The 18,321-nt window shown below is 64.0% G+C and carries 19 protein-coding genes; 6 read left to right on the forward strand and 13 right to left on the reverse strand.

Translation table 11 applies throughout. The features are described 5' to 3' along the window. Positions 1-79: 79 nt before the first annotated feature. Both WBR68_RS06975 and nhaA read right to left on the reverse strand, forming a co-directional pair. A complete protein-coding gene (locus WBR68_RS06975; protein WP_050446181.1) occupies positions 80-841 on the reverse strand; it encodes a uracil-DNA glycosylase in 762 nt (253 codons plus the stop codon). Positions 842-880: 39 nt separating this feature from the next. After that, positions 881-2,110, reverse strand: coding sequence for a Na+/H+ antiporter NhaA (nhaA, locus tag WBR68_RS06980; RefSeq protein WP_230693753.1), 1,230 nt, complete (start codon positions 2,108-2,110; stop codon positions 881-883). Between the two features lie 387 nt (positions 2,111-2,497). On the opposite strand from nhaA, the gene WBR68_RS06985 reads away from it, so the two are divergent. After that, entirely contained in the window at positions 2,498-2,857 is a 360-nt protein-coding gene (locus WBR68_RS06985) for a hydrogenase (RefSeq protein WP_127186080.1), read from the forward strand. Then, on the forward strand, positions 2,854-4,008 hold the full coding sequence (locus WBR68_RS06990) for a glycosyltransferase (RefSeq protein ID WP_127186079.1): 1,155 nt from the start codon (positions 2,854-2,856) through the stop codon (positions 4,006-4,008). The genes WBR68_RS06985 and WBR68_RS06990 overlap by 4 nt, the downstream gene beginning before the upstream one ends. A 45-nt stretch (positions 4,009-4,053) precedes the next feature. Here the strand turns inward: WBR68_RS06990 and WBR68_RS06995 are convergent, their stop codons facing one another. The 4 genes from WBR68_RS06995 to WBR68_RS07010 form a co-directional block, all read right to left on the reverse strand. Then, the gene (locus WBR68_RS06995) at positions 4,054-4,518 is read right to left on the reverse strand and encodes an HIT family protein (RefSeq protein WP_050446184.1); all 465 of its coding nucleotides are present in this window, start codon (positions 4,516-4,518) and stop codon (positions 4,054-4,056) included. Then, a complete protein-coding gene (locus WBR68_RS07000) occupies positions 4,515-4,964 on the reverse strand; it encodes a GNAT family N-acetyltransferase (RefSeq protein ID WP_050446185.1) in 450 nt (149 codons plus the stop codon). Before WBR68_RS07000 ends, WBR68_RS06995 begins: the two co-directional genes overlap by 4 nt. A 28-nt stretch (positions 4,965-4,992) precedes the next feature. Continuing rightward, positions 4,993-6,459, reverse strand: a complete 1,467-nt coding sequence (gene pap, locus WBR68_RS07005) for a polyphosphate:AMP phosphotransferase (protein ID WP_230693754.1) — start codon at positions 6,457-6,459, stop codon at positions 4,993-4,995. Between the two features lie 87 nt (positions 6,460-6,546). Then, on the reverse strand, positions 6,547-7,401 hold the full coding sequence (locus WBR68_RS07010) for an MBL fold metallo-hydrolase (RefSeq protein ID WP_230693755.1): 855 nt from the start codon (positions 7,399-7,401) through the stop codon (positions 6,547-6,549). Between the two features lie 97 nt (positions 7,402-7,498). Here WBR68_RS07010 and WBR68_RS07015 point away from each other — a divergent pair, with 97 nt between their 5' ends. The 3 genes from WBR68_RS07015 to WBR68_RS07025 are packed head-to-tail and all read left to right on the forward strand — an operon-like array spanning position 7,499 to position 8,683. After that, complete coding sequence (locus WBR68_RS07015) at positions 7,499-7,834, forward strand: ArsR/SmtB family transcription factor (protein ID WP_050446255.1); 336 nt, start codon at positions 7,499-7,501, stop codon at positions 7,832-7,834. After that, positions 7,831-8,262 carry a YeeE/YedE family protein gene (locus WBR68_RS07020; RefSeq protein WP_230693756.1) on the forward strand — a complete coding sequence of 144 codons (432 nt, stop codon included), beginning with the start codon at positions 7,831-7,833 and terminating at the stop codon, positions 8,260-8,262. Before WBR68_RS07015 ends, WBR68_RS07020 begins: the two co-directional genes overlap by 4 nt. Position 8,263: 1 nt before the next feature. Next, positions 8,264-8,683: a YeeE/YedE family protein gene (locus WBR68_RS07025; protein WP_230693757.1), complete on the forward strand. Its 420-nt coding sequence runs from the start codon at positions 8,264-8,266 to the stop codon at positions 8,681-8,683. Between the two features lie 66 nt (positions 8,684-8,749). Here the strand turns inward: WBR68_RS07025 and WBR68_RS07030 are convergent, their stop codons facing one another. The 7 genes from WBR68_RS07030 to WBR68_RS07060 all read right to left on the reverse strand — a co-directional run bounded on the left by WBR68_RS07030 (position 8,750) and on the right by WBR68_RS07060 (position 17,412). After that, entirely contained in the window at positions 8,750-10,018 is a 1,269-nt protein-coding gene (locus tag WBR68_RS07030; RefSeq protein ID WP_230693758.1) for a phenylacetate--CoA ligase family protein, read from the reverse strand. 82 nt (positions 10,019-10,100) lie between these two features. Beyond that, on the reverse strand, positions 10,101-10,955 hold the full coding sequence (locus tag WBR68_RS07035; protein ID WP_127186076.1) for an ABC transporter ATP-binding protein: 855 nt from the start codon (positions 10,953-10,955) through the stop codon (positions 10,101-10,103). A 60-nt stretch (positions 10,956-11,015) separates the two neighbouring features. Next, the gene (locus WBR68_RS07040) at positions 11,016-12,356 is read right to left on the reverse strand and encodes an ABC transporter substrate-binding protein (RefSeq protein WP_083447312.1); all 1,341 of its coding nucleotides are present in this window, start codon (positions 12,354-12,356) and stop codon (positions 11,016-11,018) included. A 244-nt stretch (positions 12,357-12,600) separates the two neighbouring features. Continuing rightward, positions 12,601-13,665 carry a branched-chain amino acid ABC transporter permease gene (locus WBR68_RS07045; protein WP_050446192.1) on the reverse strand — a complete coding sequence of 355 codons (1,065 nt, stop codon included), beginning with the start codon at positions 13,663-13,665 and terminating at the stop codon, positions 12,601-12,603. A 26-nt stretch (positions 13,666-13,691) separates the two neighbouring features. After that, entirely contained in the window at positions 13,692-14,621 is a 930-nt protein-coding gene (locus WBR68_RS07050; protein WP_050446193.1) for a branched-chain amino acid ABC transporter permease, read from the reverse strand. A gap of 11 nt (positions 14,622-14,632) precedes the next feature. Beyond that, a complete protein-coding gene (locus WBR68_RS07055) occupies positions 14,633-15,430 on the reverse strand; it encodes an ABC transporter ATP-binding protein (RefSeq protein WP_050446194.1) in 798 nt (265 codons plus the stop codon). 5 nt (positions 15,431-15,435) lie between these two features. Next, entirely contained in the window at positions 15,436-17,412 is a 1,977-nt protein-coding gene (locus WBR68_RS07060) for an AMP-dependent synthetase/ligase (RefSeq protein WP_050446195.1), read from the reverse strand. A gap of 168 nt (positions 17,413-17,580) precedes the next feature. On the opposite strand from WBR68_RS07060, the gene WBR68_RS07065 reads away from it, so the two are divergent. Continuing rightward, a complete protein-coding gene (locus WBR68_RS07065; RefSeq protein ID WP_050446196.1) occupies positions 17,581-18,288 on the forward strand; it encodes a Crp/Fnr family transcriptional regulator in 708 nt (235 codons plus the stop codon). Positions 18,289-18,321: the final 33 nt, after the last annotated feature.

Raw genomic sequence — 18,321 nt, forward strand, 5'->3', positions numbered from 1 at the left:
CTAGGTTGCCCGGCGAACTGCAAAAAATGCCGCTAAATCAAAGCGGTAAATGCCGAACTCGTTTTGTGCAGTGCGGCGATCATAACCCGAATTCGCCTTGCAAGGGAATTACTTTTTTGTCCAGCCCCCAATCAATAGGGTTTTTCCCTTGGTTCACCAGCCACGCGTTGGTCATCTGGAAGTGCCCACAGCCCAGGAAAGGCACGGGGGGCCTGCGGGCGGACAGCGGCGAGGGGTGATTGGCCATCAACACCAGGTGGCCGTTGTTGTCGGGCAGCAACAAACGCTTGGCTTGGGCATGGGCGCCCCACAGCATGAAGACCTTGGGGGCGGGGTCGCGCGCAACCAGCGAGATCAACGCATCAGTCACCGTTTCCCAGCCGCGCTTGGCGTGCGAGGCGGGCTGGCCGTCTTCCACCGTCAGGCAGGTGTTCAAGAGCAGCACGCCTTGTTCGGCCCAGGGGCTGAGATCGTTGCCGGCGGGAAGGGCGGTACCGGGATATTCCTGCGCGATTTCGTTGAAGATATTGCGCAGGCTGGGCGGGCGCTTGCAGTCATCGGGCACCGAGAACGCCAAGCCTTGGGCTTGGCCGGGGCCATGGTAGGGGTCTTGTCCCAGGATCACCACGCGCACATCCGATGGCGCCAGGCCGTGCAGGGCGCGAAACGGCGTGGCGGGGTACACGACCGCGCCATCGGCAAGGCGCTTTTCCACGTGGGCGGTGGCCGAGGCCAGTGCATCGGCCACGGGGCGTGGCGCGAACGCCGTGGCCCAGGCGGCGGGAAGTTCGGCCGTCTGGGCGGCAAGGGCGTTGGGAGTCAGGCGGTTATCAATCGGCATGGGCGCGATTTTGGCATAGCGCAGCGCCAGCCTCGGGGCTTACCGCGCGGCCTCGGTCGCGGCAACTTCCGCTGCCGGCGCACTGCTCATGCGCAGCAGCAGGAAGCCCAGTACGGCGGAAAGCAAGGAGCCGGTCAGCACGCCGATCTTGGTGGCGTCGACGGTGGCGGCATCGGTGAAAGCCAGGGCGCCGATGAAGAGGCTCATGGTGAAACCGATGCCGCAAAGCATAGACACGCCGTACACCTGCGTCATCGTCGCATGGCGCGGCAGGCTGGCGATGCCGCTCTTGATGGCCAGCCAGGCGAAGCCGAACACGCCCACCTGCTTGCCCAGGAACAGGCCCAGCGCCACGCCCATGGGCACCGGTTGCGCCAAGCTGGACAGGCCCATGCCCGCGAATGACACGCCCGCGTTGGCGAACCCGAAGATCGGCACGATCAGCAACGCCACGGGCTTGTGCAAGGCGTGCTCAAGGTCATGCAGGGGGGAATGGGCTTCGGGCTTGCCCTGGTTGCGCGGCCGCAGCGGGATGGTCAGCGCCAGCGCCACGCCGGCCAGGGTGGCATGCACGCCGGACTTCAGCACGAAATACCAGAGCACGGCGCCGATCAGCAGGTAAGGCGTCAGGCGCAGCACGCCGGCGCGGTTCAGGCAGAACAGGCAGGCCAGCAGCGCGCCCGCCATGCCCAGCGCAAACACCTGCAATTCCGACGTATAGAACAAGGCGATGATGACGATGGCGCCCAGGTCATCCAGGATGGCCAGCGCGGTCAGGAAGATTTTCAGCGATGTCGGCACGCGGCTGCCCAGCAGCGCCAGGATGCCCAGCGCGAACGCGATGTCGGTCGCGGCTGGAATGGCCCAGCCGCGCAGGGTCTCGGGGCTGCTCAGATTGATCAGCACATAGATCAGCGCGGGCACCGCCATGCCGCCCACGGCGGCTACGCCCGGCAGCACGATGCGGCCCACGCCACGCAGTTGCCCGTCCATTACCTCACGCTTGATTTCCAGGCCCACCAGCAGGAAGAACACGGCCATCAGGCCGTCGTTGATCCAATGCAACACCGTTTCCTTGAGCACGACGGGGCCGGCTTCGAAACCCAGCTTGGTTCCCAGCACATCGAAGTAAACGGGGGCGGCCGGGCTGTTGGCGATGATCAGGGCGACCAGCGCGGCGGCCATGAGCACGTAGCCGCCCAAGGCTTCGGAACGCAGGAACGCCTGGAGGAAGGAAATGGGGCGGTGGGGCGTGGCCTGCTGGGTCAATGGGTGTCCTTTGTGTGATTTGTTAACATCGGAAATTGTGCTGAATTTTACCTGAACGAGCGCCGAGTTCCGCGAATACCGGGTAGGTCCGGTGGGATCAAAGCGGCGTAACTGTATGCCAACGTCGGGGAATTCTCATGCTTTCTCAGAAATTCATGGGTAAACGCGGCGCGACTTCCTGAATCGCGGCGTGCAACGCCCCGCGCACTGGGTCACGCTGCAGGTGCGACAGGGACGAACTTCCCCGGGGCGTCGAGCACATGCCTTGGTTGCGATACATTGATTTGTAACAGTCATTACAATCAATTTCTAAAATAAGAATTTTCTTGAACAAAACGTTTTTCTCAGGGCTAGCATCGGTCGGCTGGCATCTTCGGCTAGCCTCTCATGCCCCTCCTTCCTCTATTCGTATTGATGTACCAACCCGCAGCGTCCAGCGCCCGCCGTCTGGTCGACATCGGTAGCGACCTGACGGTTCCGGCCGTGTCGGCCTCGCATGGCACGTACGAGGTGCTGCGCCTGACGCCTAGCATGCGCCTGTTGACGTGGCGGCGCGAGGGCGCGCGCTTCGAGTTGTCGCATGCGGGTCGGATCCAGATCTGGGCCGGCCGGCGGCTGGCGGCGTCCGAATGCGCCGAAGAATGCCGCGCCCATGGCGTGCCCCCGCTAGAGCAGGAAGACGTGGCCTATCTGGAAGCCTATCTTTTGGCCCGCGACCGTGCGGGGAACAATTCCAACTCGCGATGACGCCACCTGTCTTTGATTCGTCGGCCGGCAACACCGGCGCCCGTTTGCGCATCCTGCATACGGAGGCTGCCACCTCGTTCGGGGGGCAGGAGTTCTGCATCTATAAGGAGATGGTCGCGATGCGCGATCGTGGCCATCATCTGGAGCTGGTTTGCCAACCCGGCGCGGAACTGGGCGACCGGCTGAGCCAAGCCGGGTTCACGGTGCACCGCATCGTGATGGATGGCCCCGGCAATTTCCTGCGTGGCGTGGCATTCGTGCGTCGCTTGTTGCGGCGCGAACGCTTTGATGTCCTCAACACGCACAGCCGCCGCGACACCGTGCTGGCGGCGCTGGGCGCGCGGCTGGCGGGTACGCCCCTGATCGTGCGGACGCGGCATCTGGCCAAGCCCATCAATTCGCTTTATGCCTATACCTGGTTGGCGCACCGGGTCATTGCCGTCAGCCGGTACGTGCGCAAGCAATTGCTGGATGGCGGGGCCCGGCCTGAATCCGTCGCTACGATCCATTCGCCAGTGGTGTTGCCGCAGGTGCGCGAAGACGCATGCCTGAGGCAGGAGCTGGGCTTGCCGCCGGACGCGCTGGTAGTGGGTTGCGTGGCGGTCATGCGCGCCGAAAAGGGCCATGCCGACCTGATCGACGCATACGAGCAGATTTCAGCCCGCTTTCCGACGGCGCATCTGGTGCTGGTGGGCGACGGCATGCCTCTGTTCGAGCAACTGCAGGCCAAGGTGGCGGCGCTGGGACTGGCGCAGCGGGTGCATTTCACTGGCCGGCGCCACGACATCGGCAATGTACTGATGGCGTTCGACGTATTTGCGCTGGCCACGCACCGCGAGGCCCTGGGCACCGTATTCATTGAGGCCGCGGCGATGGGCTTACCCGTCATCGGCACCGACGTGGGCGGCGTCCCGGAAACCATGCAAGCCGGCGTGACCGGCCTGCTGGTGCCGCCGCGCGATCCCGCCGCGTTGGCGGGGGCGCTGGCTTCCCTGCTGGCTGATCCGGGCTTGCGGCGCCAGATGGGCGGTGCGGGCCGGGCTCGCATCCGTGGCCAAGGTTTGTTTTCCGCCGAGCACATCGCGGGGCAGGTCGAGCACGCTTACACGTCGTGGCTCGCTGAACGGGGGCGCTCCGGCCGCACGGCGTGATGCGGGCCATGGGCGCCGCGGACGTGCTGGCGCGCGGCCCGGATCTCAGTGCATCAGCAGCGCGTTCATGCTTTCGACCACGCGATTGCGGTAGCGCGGCAGCAAAGCCTGCGTGCGCGCCTGGCGGTCTGTCCATTCCGCGGTTTCCGCGCCGGCTGCGATACGCGGCGCGGCCCAGATCGGGTCCGGAAAGTGGCGGTCGCCGCGCCAGCGCGGAATTACATGCCAGTGCAGGTGGGGCACCATGTTGCCCAGCGACGCCAGGTTGATCTTGTCGGGCGCCAGCACCGCCTGCTGCGCTTCTTCCACCGCGTACACCGCGCGCATGAGCAGATCGCGCCCATGCGTGGACAGGCTGGTCATTTCAGCCAGATGGCCGTTCCAGATCACGCGGGTAAAGCCGGGGTAGTCCGCGTCGTTGACCTCGATGACGCGCAGATGCGGCCCGCGCCACAGCAGCGAACCGCCATCCTCCAGGCACAGCGGACAGTTCGGGTCACGAGCGCTCATGCCAACGCCTTGCGGTACTGGATGAAGCCGGATCGGTCGGCGATGCGGTCATACAACTGCATCGCGTTGGCGTTGGTTTCGTGGGTCAGCCAGTACACACGCGAGGCATTCTTGGCGGCGGCTTCAGCGTAGACATGTTCGATCAGCGCGCGGCCCGCGCCGGTGCCGCGCACATCCGCGTCCACGTACAGGTCTTGCAGATAGCAGTAGTCGCCCGCCGTCCAGGTGGATCGGTGGAAGATCCAATGCACCATGCCGATGGCGCGGCCGCCGCTGTAGGCCAGCGCGGCATGCATGGGCTCGGCGGGGTCCAGCAGGCGCGCCCAGGTGGTGCGGGTCACGGCGTCGTCGATGTTGACGCGGTAGAACTCCTGGTAGCCCTTCCACAACGGCAGCCAGACGTCAAAGTCGGCGGCCACGACAGGGCGGATTTCAAGGGTGCTCATTGCGCGGGTTCTCCTGGCGGATTCGGGTTCAGAGTTGATCTTCCATGGCTTGGACGATGTGTCGCAGCACTTGCACGCGAGCGTAACGCTTGTCGTTGGCGGACACCAGATGCCAGGGCGCGTGGGCGATGTCCGTGCGCGCCAGCATCTCGTTGGCGGCAGCCGCGTAGTCCTTCCATTTTTCACGGTTGCGCCAGTCGTCGGGCGTGATCTTGAAATTCTTGAAAGGCGATTTTTCGCGTTCCTTGAAGCGTTCAAGCTGCACGTCGGCCGTCACCGCCAGCCAGAACTTCAGCACGATCGCGCCGCTTGCCGCCAGTTGTTCCTCAAAGTCGTTGATCTCGCCATAAGCGCGGCGCCACTGCGCGGGCGTGGTCAGCTTTTCCACACGTTCGACCAGCACGCGGCCATACCAGGACCGGTCGAAGATGGCGATGCGGCCGTGGCGTGGCAGGTGACGCCAGAAGCGCCACAGATAGGGGCGCGACAGCTCGTAGCTGTTGGGCGCGGAGACGGGCGTGATGTCGAACTGGCGGGCATCCAGCGCGTGCGTCACACGCCGGATGGCGCCGCCTTTGCCGGCGGCGTCCTGGCCTTCGAACACCAGCACCAGCGAGCGGTCCAGGAATTTTTGCGACCGTGCCGCGCGCGCCAATCGGCCCTGCAACAGGCCGAGCTCGGACTCGTAGGCGTCCTTGTCGATCTTGGCGCCGTAATCCAGTTGGCTCAGGCGGTCCACGATGCGGGCCGGGCGGGAGTGCGCCAGGAACGATTGCGGAATGCGCGGCACGCCGCGCTGGCGCATGGCCACCAACACGGCTTCGGCCGTGCGCGCAGCGCGCATGTTCTCGTCGGCGCTGGGGATGACGACCCAGGGCGCGTGCCCGCTGTCCGTGTGGTTCAGCACGACCTGGCCGGCGTTGCGGATGCGATCGTATTTTTTGTAGACCTTCAAATCCACCGGGCTGACCTGCCACGAGGTTTCGGGGCTGGCCAGCAGGCGCTGCGCGCGTTCGTGCTGGGCATCGGCCGACAGGTGAAACCACAGCTTGACGATCTGCACGCCTTCCATGGCCAGCATGGCTTCAAAGCGCCGGATGGCGGCGGCATGCGCGTCGATATATTCCTGGTTGGGCTTCTTGCGGGCCGCTTCGATGACCAGCGGCGCATACCAGGAACCGAACACGATGCCCGTGCTGCCCTTGGGTGGCAGGTCTTTCCAATAGCGCCAGAACGGCGGGCGTTCCAGCTCTTCGCCTTCGGGCGGCCCATAAGCCAGCGTCTTGATGTGGCGCGGGTCCATCCATTCGTTCAACAGATTGATCGTGGCGCCTTTGCCGGCGCCGTCGATGCCCGCCACCACGACCAGCAGGGTCTTGTCTGCATTTTTCAAGCGCTGGTATTGCGCATTGAGCAGGGCGACGCGCAGTCGCGTTTCTAGGGATTTGAATTCGTCCTTGGACAGGCTGGGGTCTGCTTCTGCTTCTGCGAACATGGGATCCGTCTGGTCGGCTATCGGAAAGATCGGCCGATCTTGAGGGATTCGCCCGCCCCGCGCAAGTATGGCAAGCGGGGCGCAGGCCTACAAGGCGTCAACCGGAATCTTCAGATAGCGCACGCCGTTGTCATCGGGCGGCGGAAAATTGCCCGCGCGGATGTTCACCTGGATCGCCGGAAGTATCAGTGTCGGCATGGACAAGGTGGCGTCGCGCTGCGTGCGCATGGCAACGAACTCGTCTTCGCTGATGCCGTCGCGCACATGGATATTGCCGCTGCGTTGCTCGGCCACCGAGGTCTGCCAACACGCATCGCGCCCATTGGGCGGATAGTCGTGGCACATGAAGAGCCGGGTGTCGCCGGGCAGGTTCAGCAGGCGCTGGATGGAACGATAGAGTTCGTGCGCGTTGCCGCCGGGGAAATCGCAGCGCGCGGTGCCCACGTCGGGCATGAACATCGTGTCGCCTACAAAGGCGGCGTCGCCGATCAGGTAGGCCATGTCGGCCGGGGTGTGGCCTGGCACATGGATGGCGGTGGCGTCCAGGTTGCCGATCTTGAAGGTTTCGCCGTCGGCGAACAGGCGGCCGAACTGCGAGCCGTCAAGCTGGAACTCGGGTTCCAGGTTGAATATCTGCTTGAACACGCCCTGCACGGTGCGGATGCTCTGCCCGATGGCGATGACGCCGCCCAACTTTCGCTGCAGGTAAGGCGCGGCGGACAGGTGGTCGGCGTGGGCATGGGTTTCCAGCAGCCATTGTGTGTCCAGCCCGTTTTCACGCACGTAGCCCACTACCCGGTCGGCGCTGGCGGTGCTGGTGCGCCCGGACTTGGGGTCGTAGTCCAGCACGGAATCGATGATGGCGCAGGCGCTGCCGTCATGCACCACGTAGGTGACGGTGGCGGTGACGGAGTCGAAGAATGCTTGGATGTGTGGATTCATGGCGGCCCGCAATATCAATATATGAATTTAAATAATATTGCGGAATAGTTTATCTGTAAATATAATGATCGCTTATTTTTCACGCCAGCCCCCCGCCATGAACGCTTCCCTGAATGATTGCGAGCTTGCCGCTCTGCGAGAATCCGCCGCCCAGGCCTGCACGCTGTTGAAGGCGCTGGCCAATGAAGACCGCTTGCTGCTGCTGTGCCAATTGGTGCAGAACGAACGCAACGTGGGCGAACTGGAATCGCTGACCGGCATCCGCCAACCGACCCTGTCCCAGCAATTGGGTGTACTGCGCGACGAAGGCCTGGTGTCGACGCGCCGCGAGGGCAAGTATGTCTACTACCAGATGGCCAGCTTCGAAGTCAGCCAGGTCATGAAAACGCTATCCAGTTTGTACTGCGGCCGCGCAATGGAGTCACTCACATGAACCTGGACTGGTCTGCCTTCACCCCCGCCACGGCCACGGTCGGCGGCCTGTTGATCGGCGCCGCCGCCGTGTTGCTGATGGCGGGCGCGGGTCGCGTCGCCGGTATCAGCGGCATCTTGGGCGGCCTGCTGCCGCCGCAACGCGATGGCGCGTGGCGGCTGGCGTTCCTGCTGGGGTTGTGCGCCGCCCCTTGGCTATACACCTTGGGCGCCGCGCTGCCGGCCATCGTGGTCGAGGCCGGCACGCCGCGCCTGATCGTGGCGGGCCTGCTGGTGGGCATCGGCACGCGCTACGCATCGGGCTGCACCAGCGGCCATGGCGTTTGCGGGCTGTCGCGCGGGTCGCCGCGCTCGCTGGCCGCCACGGCGCTCTTCATGGCGGCGGGCTTTGCCATGGTCTATATCACCCAACATCTGATGGGGGCATGACATGACCGCACTGATTGCTTTCGTATCGGGCTTGGTCTTTGGCGTGGGCCTGATTGTGTCCGGCATGGCCAACCCGGCCAAGGTGCTGGGCTTTCTGGACCTGGCGGGCCAGTGGGATCCGTCCTTGGCATTCGTCATGGGGGGCGCGGTACTGATCACGGCCGCGGGCTTTGCCGTGCTGCGCCGCCGCCACGCCACCCTGACGGGTGAGCCGTTGCGCTGGCCTACCGCTACCCGCATCGACCTGCGTCTGGCCTTGGGCAGCCTGGCGTTCGGGGCGGGTTGGGGCCTGGCGGGTTTCTGCCCGGGGCCGGCGTTGGTGGCCGCGGCGGCGGGCGTACCGCAGGCGTTGATCTTCGTGGCCGCCATGCTGGCCGGCATGGCGATCTATTCCGCGCTTGAAGCGTTAAGAAGCCGGTAGGCCAAGTTGGCCGCCGGCTTGTGGAACGGCTACGCCGTTCCTGCTGCTAAAGCGACTACGCCGCCTCTATTCGTAGGTACGCACGTCGTCGATGACTTTGCCGTCGTTGGGCAGGCCGTCTACGTCTACCCATTCGACGTCCGCGCGCAGCTTGGTCACGTCGCGTACCGAGTCCGCGATGCGCTTGGACAGGTCTTCGCCGCGCACGCGAGATTCCACTTTCAGCACCATGCGGTCCGACCCGGTGGTGCCGCTGATGACCAGCCGCGCCCGCAAAATTTCCGGATGGCGGCGCGCCACGTCCGCCACTTGCGACGGATGCACGAACATGCCGCGCACCTTGGTCGTCTGGTCGGCCCGGCCCATCCACCCTTTGATGCGCGTGTTGGTCCGCCCGCAAGGCGAAATGCCGGGCATGACCGCCGACAGGTCGCCGGTGCCGAAGCGCACCAGCGGGTAGTCCGGGTTCAAGGTGGTCACGACGACTTCACCGACCTCGCCGTCGGGCACCGGTTCGCCGGTGCCGGGGCGCACGATCTCCACGATGATGTCTTCGCCCAGCACCAACCCTTGGCGGGCGGGGGTTTCGAACGCGATCATGCCCAGGTCGGCGCTGCCATAGGCTTGATAGCCTTCGATGCCGCGCGCCGCCAGCCAGTCGCGCAGCGACGGCGGAAAGGCCTCGCCCGATACCAATGCGCGCTGCAATGAACTCAGCTTGACGCCCAGTTCGTCCGACTTTTCCAGGATGATCTTCAGGAAGCTGGGCGTGCCCGTATAGCCGCTGGGCGCCAGGTCCTGGATGGCGCGTACCTGCTGTTCGGTCTGGCCGGTGCCACCCGGAAACACGGTGCAGCCCACCGCGTGCGCCGCCGTTTCCATCATGGAGCCCGCCGGCGTGAAGTGATACGAAAAGCAGTTGTAAGCCAGTTCCCCGGCGCGAAAGCCCGCCGCGTACAAGGCGCGTGCAAAACGCCAGTAGTCGGCGCGCGCGCTTTCCGGTTCGTAGATGGGGCCGGGCGAGGCAAAGACGCGCATCGCTTCACCCCAGCCGATGGCCGAGAAGCCGCCGAAGGCCTTGCCGGGGCCGGCGGGGGCAGCGTCGTCATCGCGGCTGTGCTGCTGGCGCTCCAGCAATTCATGCTTGCGCAAGACCGGCAGTCGGGCCAGCGCCTCGCGCGACGTGATGGTGGCGGGGTCGACGCCGCGCAGTTGCTCGGCAATGGCCGGTGCGCGGGCTATCGCCCGGGTAATCGCGGCGGGCAAGGCGGCCATCAGCTCGCGCTCGCGTTGCTCGGGCGCTCGGGTTTCCAGGACATCGAAAAACTCGGACATGGGATCGCACCCTCTCGTGTGCCGTACTGCGGTGTCGTTGCCAGCGGCGGCGCCGTGCTTGCAGGCGCTGCCGCTCCAGGGGTCAGGCCAGCCAGCGTTTGCGGCGGCGGTAGAACTTGTTTTCGCGAAAGCTCTTGCGTTCTCCACTGGATATACCCAGGTAGAACTCCTTCACGTCCTCGTTTTGGGCCAGGTCCTGCGCGGCGCCGTCCATCATCACGCGCCCGTTTTCCAGGATGTAGCCGTAGTCGGCATAGCGCAGCGCAATGTTGGTGTTCTGCTCCGCCAACAGGAAGCTCACGCCTTCGCGCTGGTTCAGGTCGCGCACGATTTCAAAGATCTCTTCCACGATCTGCGGCGCCAACCCCATCGAGGGTTCGTCCAGCAGAATCATGTTGGGGTTGGCCATCAGCGCGCGGCCAATGGCGGTCATCTGTTGTTCACCGCCCGAGGTGTAGCCGGACTGGCTCGCGCGCCGCTGCTTCAGGCGCGGGAAATATTGGTAGACACGCTCCAGCGCCGCGGCGGTGTCGGCGCGGTTCAGGTTGCGCGTGTAGGCGCCGGTCAGCAGGTTTTCTTCAATGGTCAGGTGGGCAAAGCAGTGCCGGCCTTCCATCACCTGCACAACGCCGCGCTTGACCAGTTCCGAGGGCGACAGCCGTTCGATGCGCTGGCCTCGGTATTGGATATGGCCCTTGGTGACGTCGCCGCGTTCGCCCTTGAGCAGGTTCGAAACGGCGCGCAGCGTCGTGGTCTTGCCTGCGCCGTTGGCGCCCAGCAAGGCCACGATCTTGCCCTCCGGCACTTGCAGGGACACGCCCTTGAGCACCAGGATCACGTGGTTGTAGATCACCTCGATGCCGTTCACGTCCAGCAGCACGTTAGGGACGGCGTTGGGAGTGACGGCGGTGTTTTCAGCGTGTGTTGCAGCGGTCATGACGATTCCTGCGGCGTGGTGGCGGCCGACGCCCGCCAGGGCGCCGGCCGCCGGTTCACATCAGTTCTCGCAAGTGCGGGGCGTGATGTTCTTTTCCTTGGCGTACTTGGCCGCGGCTTCCTTGACCATCGGATCCAGGATGGACTTGTCGGACTGATACCAGTCGGACACCACCTTGAACTTGGCGCCGTCCCACTGCACGATGCGGGCCCAGTCATCACCCATGTGGTTGCTGCACGAGGTCTTGACGGGACGCATGATCTGGCCAAAGCCCAGCTTGTCCAGCTTCTCTTGCGTCAGGTTCAGGTTTTCGAAGCCCCAGCGCACCTGCTCGGGCGTCATGGCCTTGCCCTTGCCGTACTTCTCTTGCGCCGCGCGGATCGCCTCGACTTGCAACATGGAAATCATCATGCCGCGCGTGTGGGCGATGGTGTTCAGGGTGTTCTTGGCCGTCTTGTCCGCGCCTTCGCCCTTGTCGTAGACGTACTTCTTCAGGTCGTCGTAGACCTTGTCGGTATCGGCGCCGCTGTTGTGCACGGTGATGGCGTTGTAGCCCTTGGCGACGTCGCCCAGGTCTTTCACGTCGCCTTCGGAGCCGGCCCACCAGATGGCGTACATCTTGTCGCGCGGATAGCCGCTGGCCTGTGCTTCGCGGATGGCGGTCGGCGTCATGATGCCGGCGCTCCACAGCAGCACGTAGTTCGGGCGTGCCTGGCGGATTTGCAGCCAGGTGGATTTCTGCTCGACGCCGGGGGCGGTGACCGGATACAGCACCAGCTCAAAGCCTTCCTTGGCGGCGCGCTTTTGCAGCAGCGGGATCGGTTCCTTGCCGTACGGCGAGTCGTGGTAGACCAGGGCAATCTTCTTGCCCTTGAGCTTGTCCATGCCGCCTTCTTTCTTGGCGATGTCCTGGATCATCACGTCAGCGGCGGTCCAGTACGTGCCCAGCAGCGGGAAGTTCCACTGGAACACGCTGCCGTCCACCGATTGCGACAGGCCGTAGCCCATCGTTTCGACGGGCACCTTGTCCTGGATGGCCTTGTCGCTGACCGCGAAGGTGATGCCGGTGGACTGGGTGTCGAAGCCGGAAGCCCCGGTGCCCTTGCCCTTCAGGCGTTCATAGCATTCCACGCCGCGGTCGGTGGCGTAGGACGTTTCACATTCTTCGTACGTGATCTTGACGCCGTTGACGCCGCCATCGCGCTCGTTGACGAGCTTCAGGTAGTCCAGCTTGCCATCGGCCCACGGAATGCCCAGCGGTGCGAACGACCCGGTGCGATACACCAGCAACGGAACGAACTGCTCTTCGGCCGCCATTGCCGGCGTGGCCACGGCGCCGACGGCGCCGGCTGCGGCAACCAATGCCGCCGCCAACTTCAGGTTAAGACGCTTCATCTCCATTTACCTCCTGCGTGGTGCTTGGGTCAGTAAACCCTGGGACACCGGGATTGGCCCGGTCTTGAGCCGGGTATTCAGGATGGTTGCCGTGGCGCTTATGCCGCCCTGACAGCCGTTGATCAATAAGCTCTTATCGCGTGTTGCTTCAGTGCCTCTGAGGGGGCCCGCGGCGGATCCGGCTTTGCCGGTCCCCAGCGGGGCCCCCTTGAGGGGGAAGCGCCAACGGCGCTTCGGGGGTGAGCCTCCTTCAGTGCGGGAACGGCCAGATGCGCAGCTTTTCCTTGCCGATGCTCCACAGACGCGCCAGCCCATGCGGTTCCGCAATCAGGAAGAACACGATCAGCGCGCCGAACACCATGTGCTCGATGTGCGCGGCGGTGTCCACCGATAGCGGAATGCCCAATGCGTGCGGAATGTTCGACAGCGCCACCGGCACCAGCACGATGAAGGCCGCGCCGAAGAAGCTGCCGATGATCGAACCCAAGCCGCCGATGATGACCATGAACAGCAGCTGGAACGAACGGGTCAGGTCGAACGCCAGCGGTTCCCATGAGCCCAGGTGGATGTAGCCCCACAGCGCGCCCGCCACGCCCACGATGAACGAACTGACCGCAAACGCCGTCAGCTTGGCGTACATGGGGCGGATGCCGATCACCGAGGCCGCCACGTCCATGTCGCGGATGGCCATCCATTGGCGGCCGATCGCGCCGCGCACCAGGTTCTTGGCCAGCAGGCTGAAGACCACTACCAGGATCAGCACGAACAAGTACTTTTCCATGGCGGACTGCACCGGCAGGCCAAAGGCGGTGAGAGGCGGCACCGAGACGCTGCCCGAGGACGAATAATTGGTGAAGAAGGGAATGCGCAGGAAGGCCCAGTCCACGAAGAACTGCGCCGCCAGCGTGGCCACCGCCAGATACAGGCCGCGGATGCGCAGGCTGGGAATGCCGAAGATCACGCCCACGATGGTGGCGAAGCACCCGCCCAGAAGAATCTGGAACAGCAGCGGCATACCCGGAAAGCGCACCCCGAAGTTCCAGGCCGCATACGCGCCCACTGCCATGAAGGCGCCCGTGCCCAGCGAGATCTGGCCGCAATAGCCCACCAGGATGTTCAAGCCCACCGCTGCAAGCGACAGGATCAGGAACGGAATCAGGATGGCGCGCAGCAGGTAGTCGGAGGACAGCGCCGGCACGACGATGAACGCCACTGCCAGCAGCAGCCAGATGAAGATGCGGTCCTGGCGGATCGGGAAAATCTGCTGATCCGCCCGGTAGCTGGTTTTGAACTGGCCGTTTTCGCGATAGAACATGTTTTTATCCTAGAGGGCCTGGTGGTTTACACGCGGTCGATGATCTTCTCGCCGAACAGCCCTTGCGGACGGAACAGCAGGAACACCAGCGCCAGCACATAGGCGAACCAGATTTCGATACCGCCGCCCACGAGCGACCCCAGATAGACCTCGGACAGCTTTTCCCCCACGCCGATGATCAGACCGCCCAGAATGGCGCCCGGCACCGAGGTCAGGCCGCCCAGGATCACCACCGGCAACGCGCGCAGCGCCGCGGTGGACAGCGTGAACTGCACGCCGAACTTCGACCCCCAGATAATGCCGGCCACCAGCGCCACCAAGCCCGCCACGCACCACACGATGACCCAGATGCGGTTCAGCGGAATGCCGATGGATTGCGCGGCCTGGTGGTCGTCGGCCACCGCGCGCAGCGCGCGGCCGGTGGACGTGTATTGGAAGAACAGCGCCAGCGTCGCGACCAGCAAGGCCGCGATGACGGCTGCGGTCAGATCTTCCAGGTTGATCAACAACCCACCTTCAAAGACCGTGTCCAGGATCAACAGCGGGTCCTTGGGCATGCCCACGTTGATGGAATACACCGAGCTGCCAAACGTGATCTGGCCCAGGCCGTCCAGGAAGTAGCTGATGCCCAGGGTGGCCATCAACAGCGTGGTGGCCTCCTGGTTGACCAGGTGGCGCAGCACGTAGCGTTCAATGGCCACCGCCAGCAGAAACATCACCATGGCGCTGACGATGAAGGCCAGCACGTTGGCCAGGATCATGTTGTCAAAGCCGAGCCAGCGCGGTATCCATTCCGAAAAGCGCGCCATGGACAAGGCCGCCACCAGCACCATCGCGCCCTGCGCGAAGTTGAAGACGCCCGACGCCTTGAAGATCAGCACGAAGCCCAGGCCGATCAGCGCATACATCATGCCGCTCATCAAGCCGCCGAATAAGGTCTCTAGAAAAAATCCCATGTCTGTCCGCCTTAGTGCGACACGCCGAGATAGGCGCGGATGACGTCTTCATTCGCGCGGACTTCGTCCGGGCGGCCATCGCCGATCTTCTTGCCGTAGTCCAGCACCACCACGCGGTCGGAAATATCCATGACCACGCCCATGTCGTGCTCGATCAGCACGATGGTGGTGCCGAATTCGTCATTCACATCCAGGATGAAGCGGCTCATGTCCTGCTTTTCCTCGATGTTCATGCCGGCCATGGGTTCGTCCAGCAGCAGCAGGCGCGGCTCCATCGCCAGCGCGCGGCCCAGGTCCACGCGCTTTTGCAGGCCGTAGGGCAGACGGCCCACCGGCGTTTTGCGATAGGCCTGGATTTCCAGGAAGTCGACGATGTTCTCGACGAATTCGCGGTGCTGGGTTTCTTCGCGTTCGGCCGGCCCCAGGCGGAATGCCTGCGACAGCAGCCCGCACTTCATGCGCAGGTTGCGCCCGGTCATGATGTTGTCCAGCACGCTCATGCCCTTGAACAACGCCAGGTTCTGGAAGGTGCGCGCGATGCCCATTTCGGCGGCGCGGCGCGGATTCATCTTCGAGAAATGCTCGCCGCGAAATTCGATGCTGCCTTGCTGCGGCGTGTACACGCCGTTGATGACGTTCAGCATCGAGCTTTTGCCGGCGCCGTTGGGGCCGATGATGGCGCGAATCTCATGCTCGCGCACGTTGAAGGAAATGTCAGTCAGCGCCTTCACGCCGCCGAAAGACAGGGAGATGTTCTGCATGTCCAGCATGACGTCGCCGATACGCTGGTCGCGGTCGTTGTTGCTCATGATCTCTACGCGGCTCGGGCTGTGATGGCGGGGAACGTCTTGACGGGTCGGATCTTCAGGTCGGCCGAGATCTTGCCGGTGCGTCCGTCTTCGAACTTCACTTCGGTTTCGATGAACTGCGACTGCTTGCCGCCGAACAGCGCGTCAATCAGCACACCGTACTTCTGCGCAATGAACGCGCGGCGCACCTTGCGCGTGCGGGTCAGTTCATCGTCGTCCGGGTCCAGCTCCTTATGCAGGATCAAGAAGCGGCTGACCTGGGACGCGCACAGCTTCGGGTCGGTGGCCAGATCCGCATTGACCTGTTCCACGCATTCCGCGATCAACTGGTAGACCTCTTCCTTGGCGGCCAGGTCGGTGTAGCCCGCATACGGCAGGCCCCGGCGTTCGGCCCAGTTGCCCACGGCTTCCAGGTCGATGTTGATGAACGCGCAAACGTCGTCGCGGTTGGCGCCAAAGGCCACGGCTTCCTTGATGTGCTGGAAGAACTTGAGCTTGTTCTCGATGTACTTCGGCGCAAACAGGCTGCCATTGGCCAGCTTGCCCACGTCTTTCGCGCGGTCGATGATCTTCAACTGCCCGTCGGTATCCAGGTATCCCGCATCGCCCGTGTGGAACCAGCCGTCGGCGCTGCGCGCCTCGGCCGTGGCGTCCGGGTTGCGGTAGTACTCCTTGAACAAGCCAGGGCTTTTGACCAGGATCTCGCCGTTGTCCGCCACGCGGATTTCAACGCCGGCCACGGGCGGGCCGACCGTGTCGTCGCGCACCTGGCCGTCAGGCTGCACGCACACGAACACCGACGTTTCCGTCGAGCCGTACAACTGCTTCAGGTTGATGCCGATGGACCGATAGAACACGAAGAGATCAGGGCCAATGGCCTCGCCCGCCGTGTAGGCCACGCGCACGCGGCTCATGCCCAGCGCATTGCGCAAGGGGCCATAGATCAGCGCGTTGCCAATGGCGTAGCGCAGGCGGTCCCAGGCGTTGACGGATTCGCCGTCCAGGATCTTGGTGCCGACACGGCGCGCCAGATCCATGCAGGCGCCAAACAGCTTGCGCTTGATGTAGCCCGCGTCTTCCATGCGGATCATCACATGCGTCAGCAAGCCTTCCAGCACGCGCGGCGGCGCGAAGTAATAGGTGGGGCCGATGTCGCGCATGTCGATCGCCACGGTGTCGGGCGATTCGGGGTGGTTGACGGTAAAGCCCGTGACCAGCAACTGCGTGTACGAAAACATGTTCTGGCCGATCCACGCGGGCGGCAGGTAGGCCAGCACGTCTTCCTGGTCGGTCAGCTTTTCCATGTCGGACACGGCGCGCGCGCGGTCGATCAGCGCATGGTGCGTGAGCACCACGCCCTTGGGCTTGCCGGTGGTGCCCGAGGTATAGAACATGGCGGCCGGGTCGTGCGGTTGCACGGCGGCGATGGCCTGGTCCAGGTAGTCGGGATGCTGCGCGGCGTATTGCTGGCCCAGCGTTTCCAATTGCTCATACGACTGCAGCATCGGGTCCGAATAATGACGCAGCCCGCGCGGGTCGTCGAACACCACATGCTTCAGGGCCGGACATTGCTCGCGCACTTCCAGCATCTTGTCGACCTGTTCCTGGTCTTCCACGACGGCCACGCTGATCTCGGCGTCTTGCAGCACATAGACCATTTCCTGCGCGACGGCGTCCTGGTAGAGCGGCACTGGAATCGCGCCCAGCGACTGCGCGGCCATCATGGCCATATACAGGCGGGGGCGGTTCTCGCCGATAACGGCCACGTGCATGCCGGGCCGAATGCCCAGCGACGCGAATCCGTTCGCGACATGGCGCACATGCGCCGCCACTTCAGACCACGTCAGGGTTTGCCAGATCCCCAGATCTTTCTCTCGTATCGCGGGCCGCGACCCACGAACATTGGCATGCGCGAACAGCAGCGCTGGAAAGGTGTCCAGCGCGGCCGGCACCTGTGCGGATGCGGGCGATGAATGTGCCACGTTGTCTCCTCCGGTTTGGGCACACCGTGCCAGGCGCCGCGGAAGCGGCATTGGCGAGAAGGGGCTTGACCAGTTGGTTTTAGATTTACGGCAGGACTTAAGGTATAAGGTTGGGTTGCTACCAACTGTCACCATCGCGACATTCAAGGAACTTTTAGGGTATTCCCGATGCAGCTATCCGACTCCCTTCAACTTGCCGCGGCGTGGTTTCGCGTGCTCAACGCCGAGCAGCAATCGCGCGTCGAGCGGGACCTCTCCGTGCAGCAAGTCGTTGCCGGATCGATCATAGAGCGCAAAGGTGAACTCGCACAGGCTTGGATTGGCGTATTGGCCGGTTTGGTCAAAGTGTCGGTCGGCAATGCGGAAGGCAAGGTGGCGTCGTTGACCGGCGTACCCGCTGGCGGCTGGATCGGCGAGGGTTCATTGCTTAAACGCGAAGTCCGCAAGTACGACATCGTTGCGCTGCGCGATTCCGTCGTGGCGCGGCTGCCAGCACCCACTTTTGACTGGCTGCTGGACACCAGCATTCCCTTCAACCGCTATTTGCTGCATCAATTGAACGAGCGCGTGGCGCAGTTCATCGGCAAGGCGGAGTACGACCGATTGCTGGACCCTGACGCGCGGGTAGCCCGCTGTCTGGCCGAACTGTTCAACCCTTTGCTGTATCCCGGCATGGGGATGCGCCTGACCATTACGCAGGAAGAAGTCGGCTATCTGGCGCGGGTGTCGCGCCAGCGCGCCAATCAGGCGCTGCGCAAGCTGGAAGAGGCGGGCCTGCTGAATGTGGAATACGGCGCCGTGCGCGTGCTGGACCTGGATGGTTTGAAACAATACGGGTCGGACCGCAGCACCGTCGACGGCGAGCAGGCGGCCTGAACGCACGGTGCACCACATCTTTTAAAAAACCGC

Origin of the sequence: Achromobacter sp. JD-1, from assembly GCF_038594925.1 — a bacterium.
GTDB classification, from domain to species: domain Bacteria; phylum Pseudomonadota; class Gammaproteobacteria; order Burkholderiales; family Burkholderiaceae_B; genus Achromobacter; species Achromobacter spanius_C.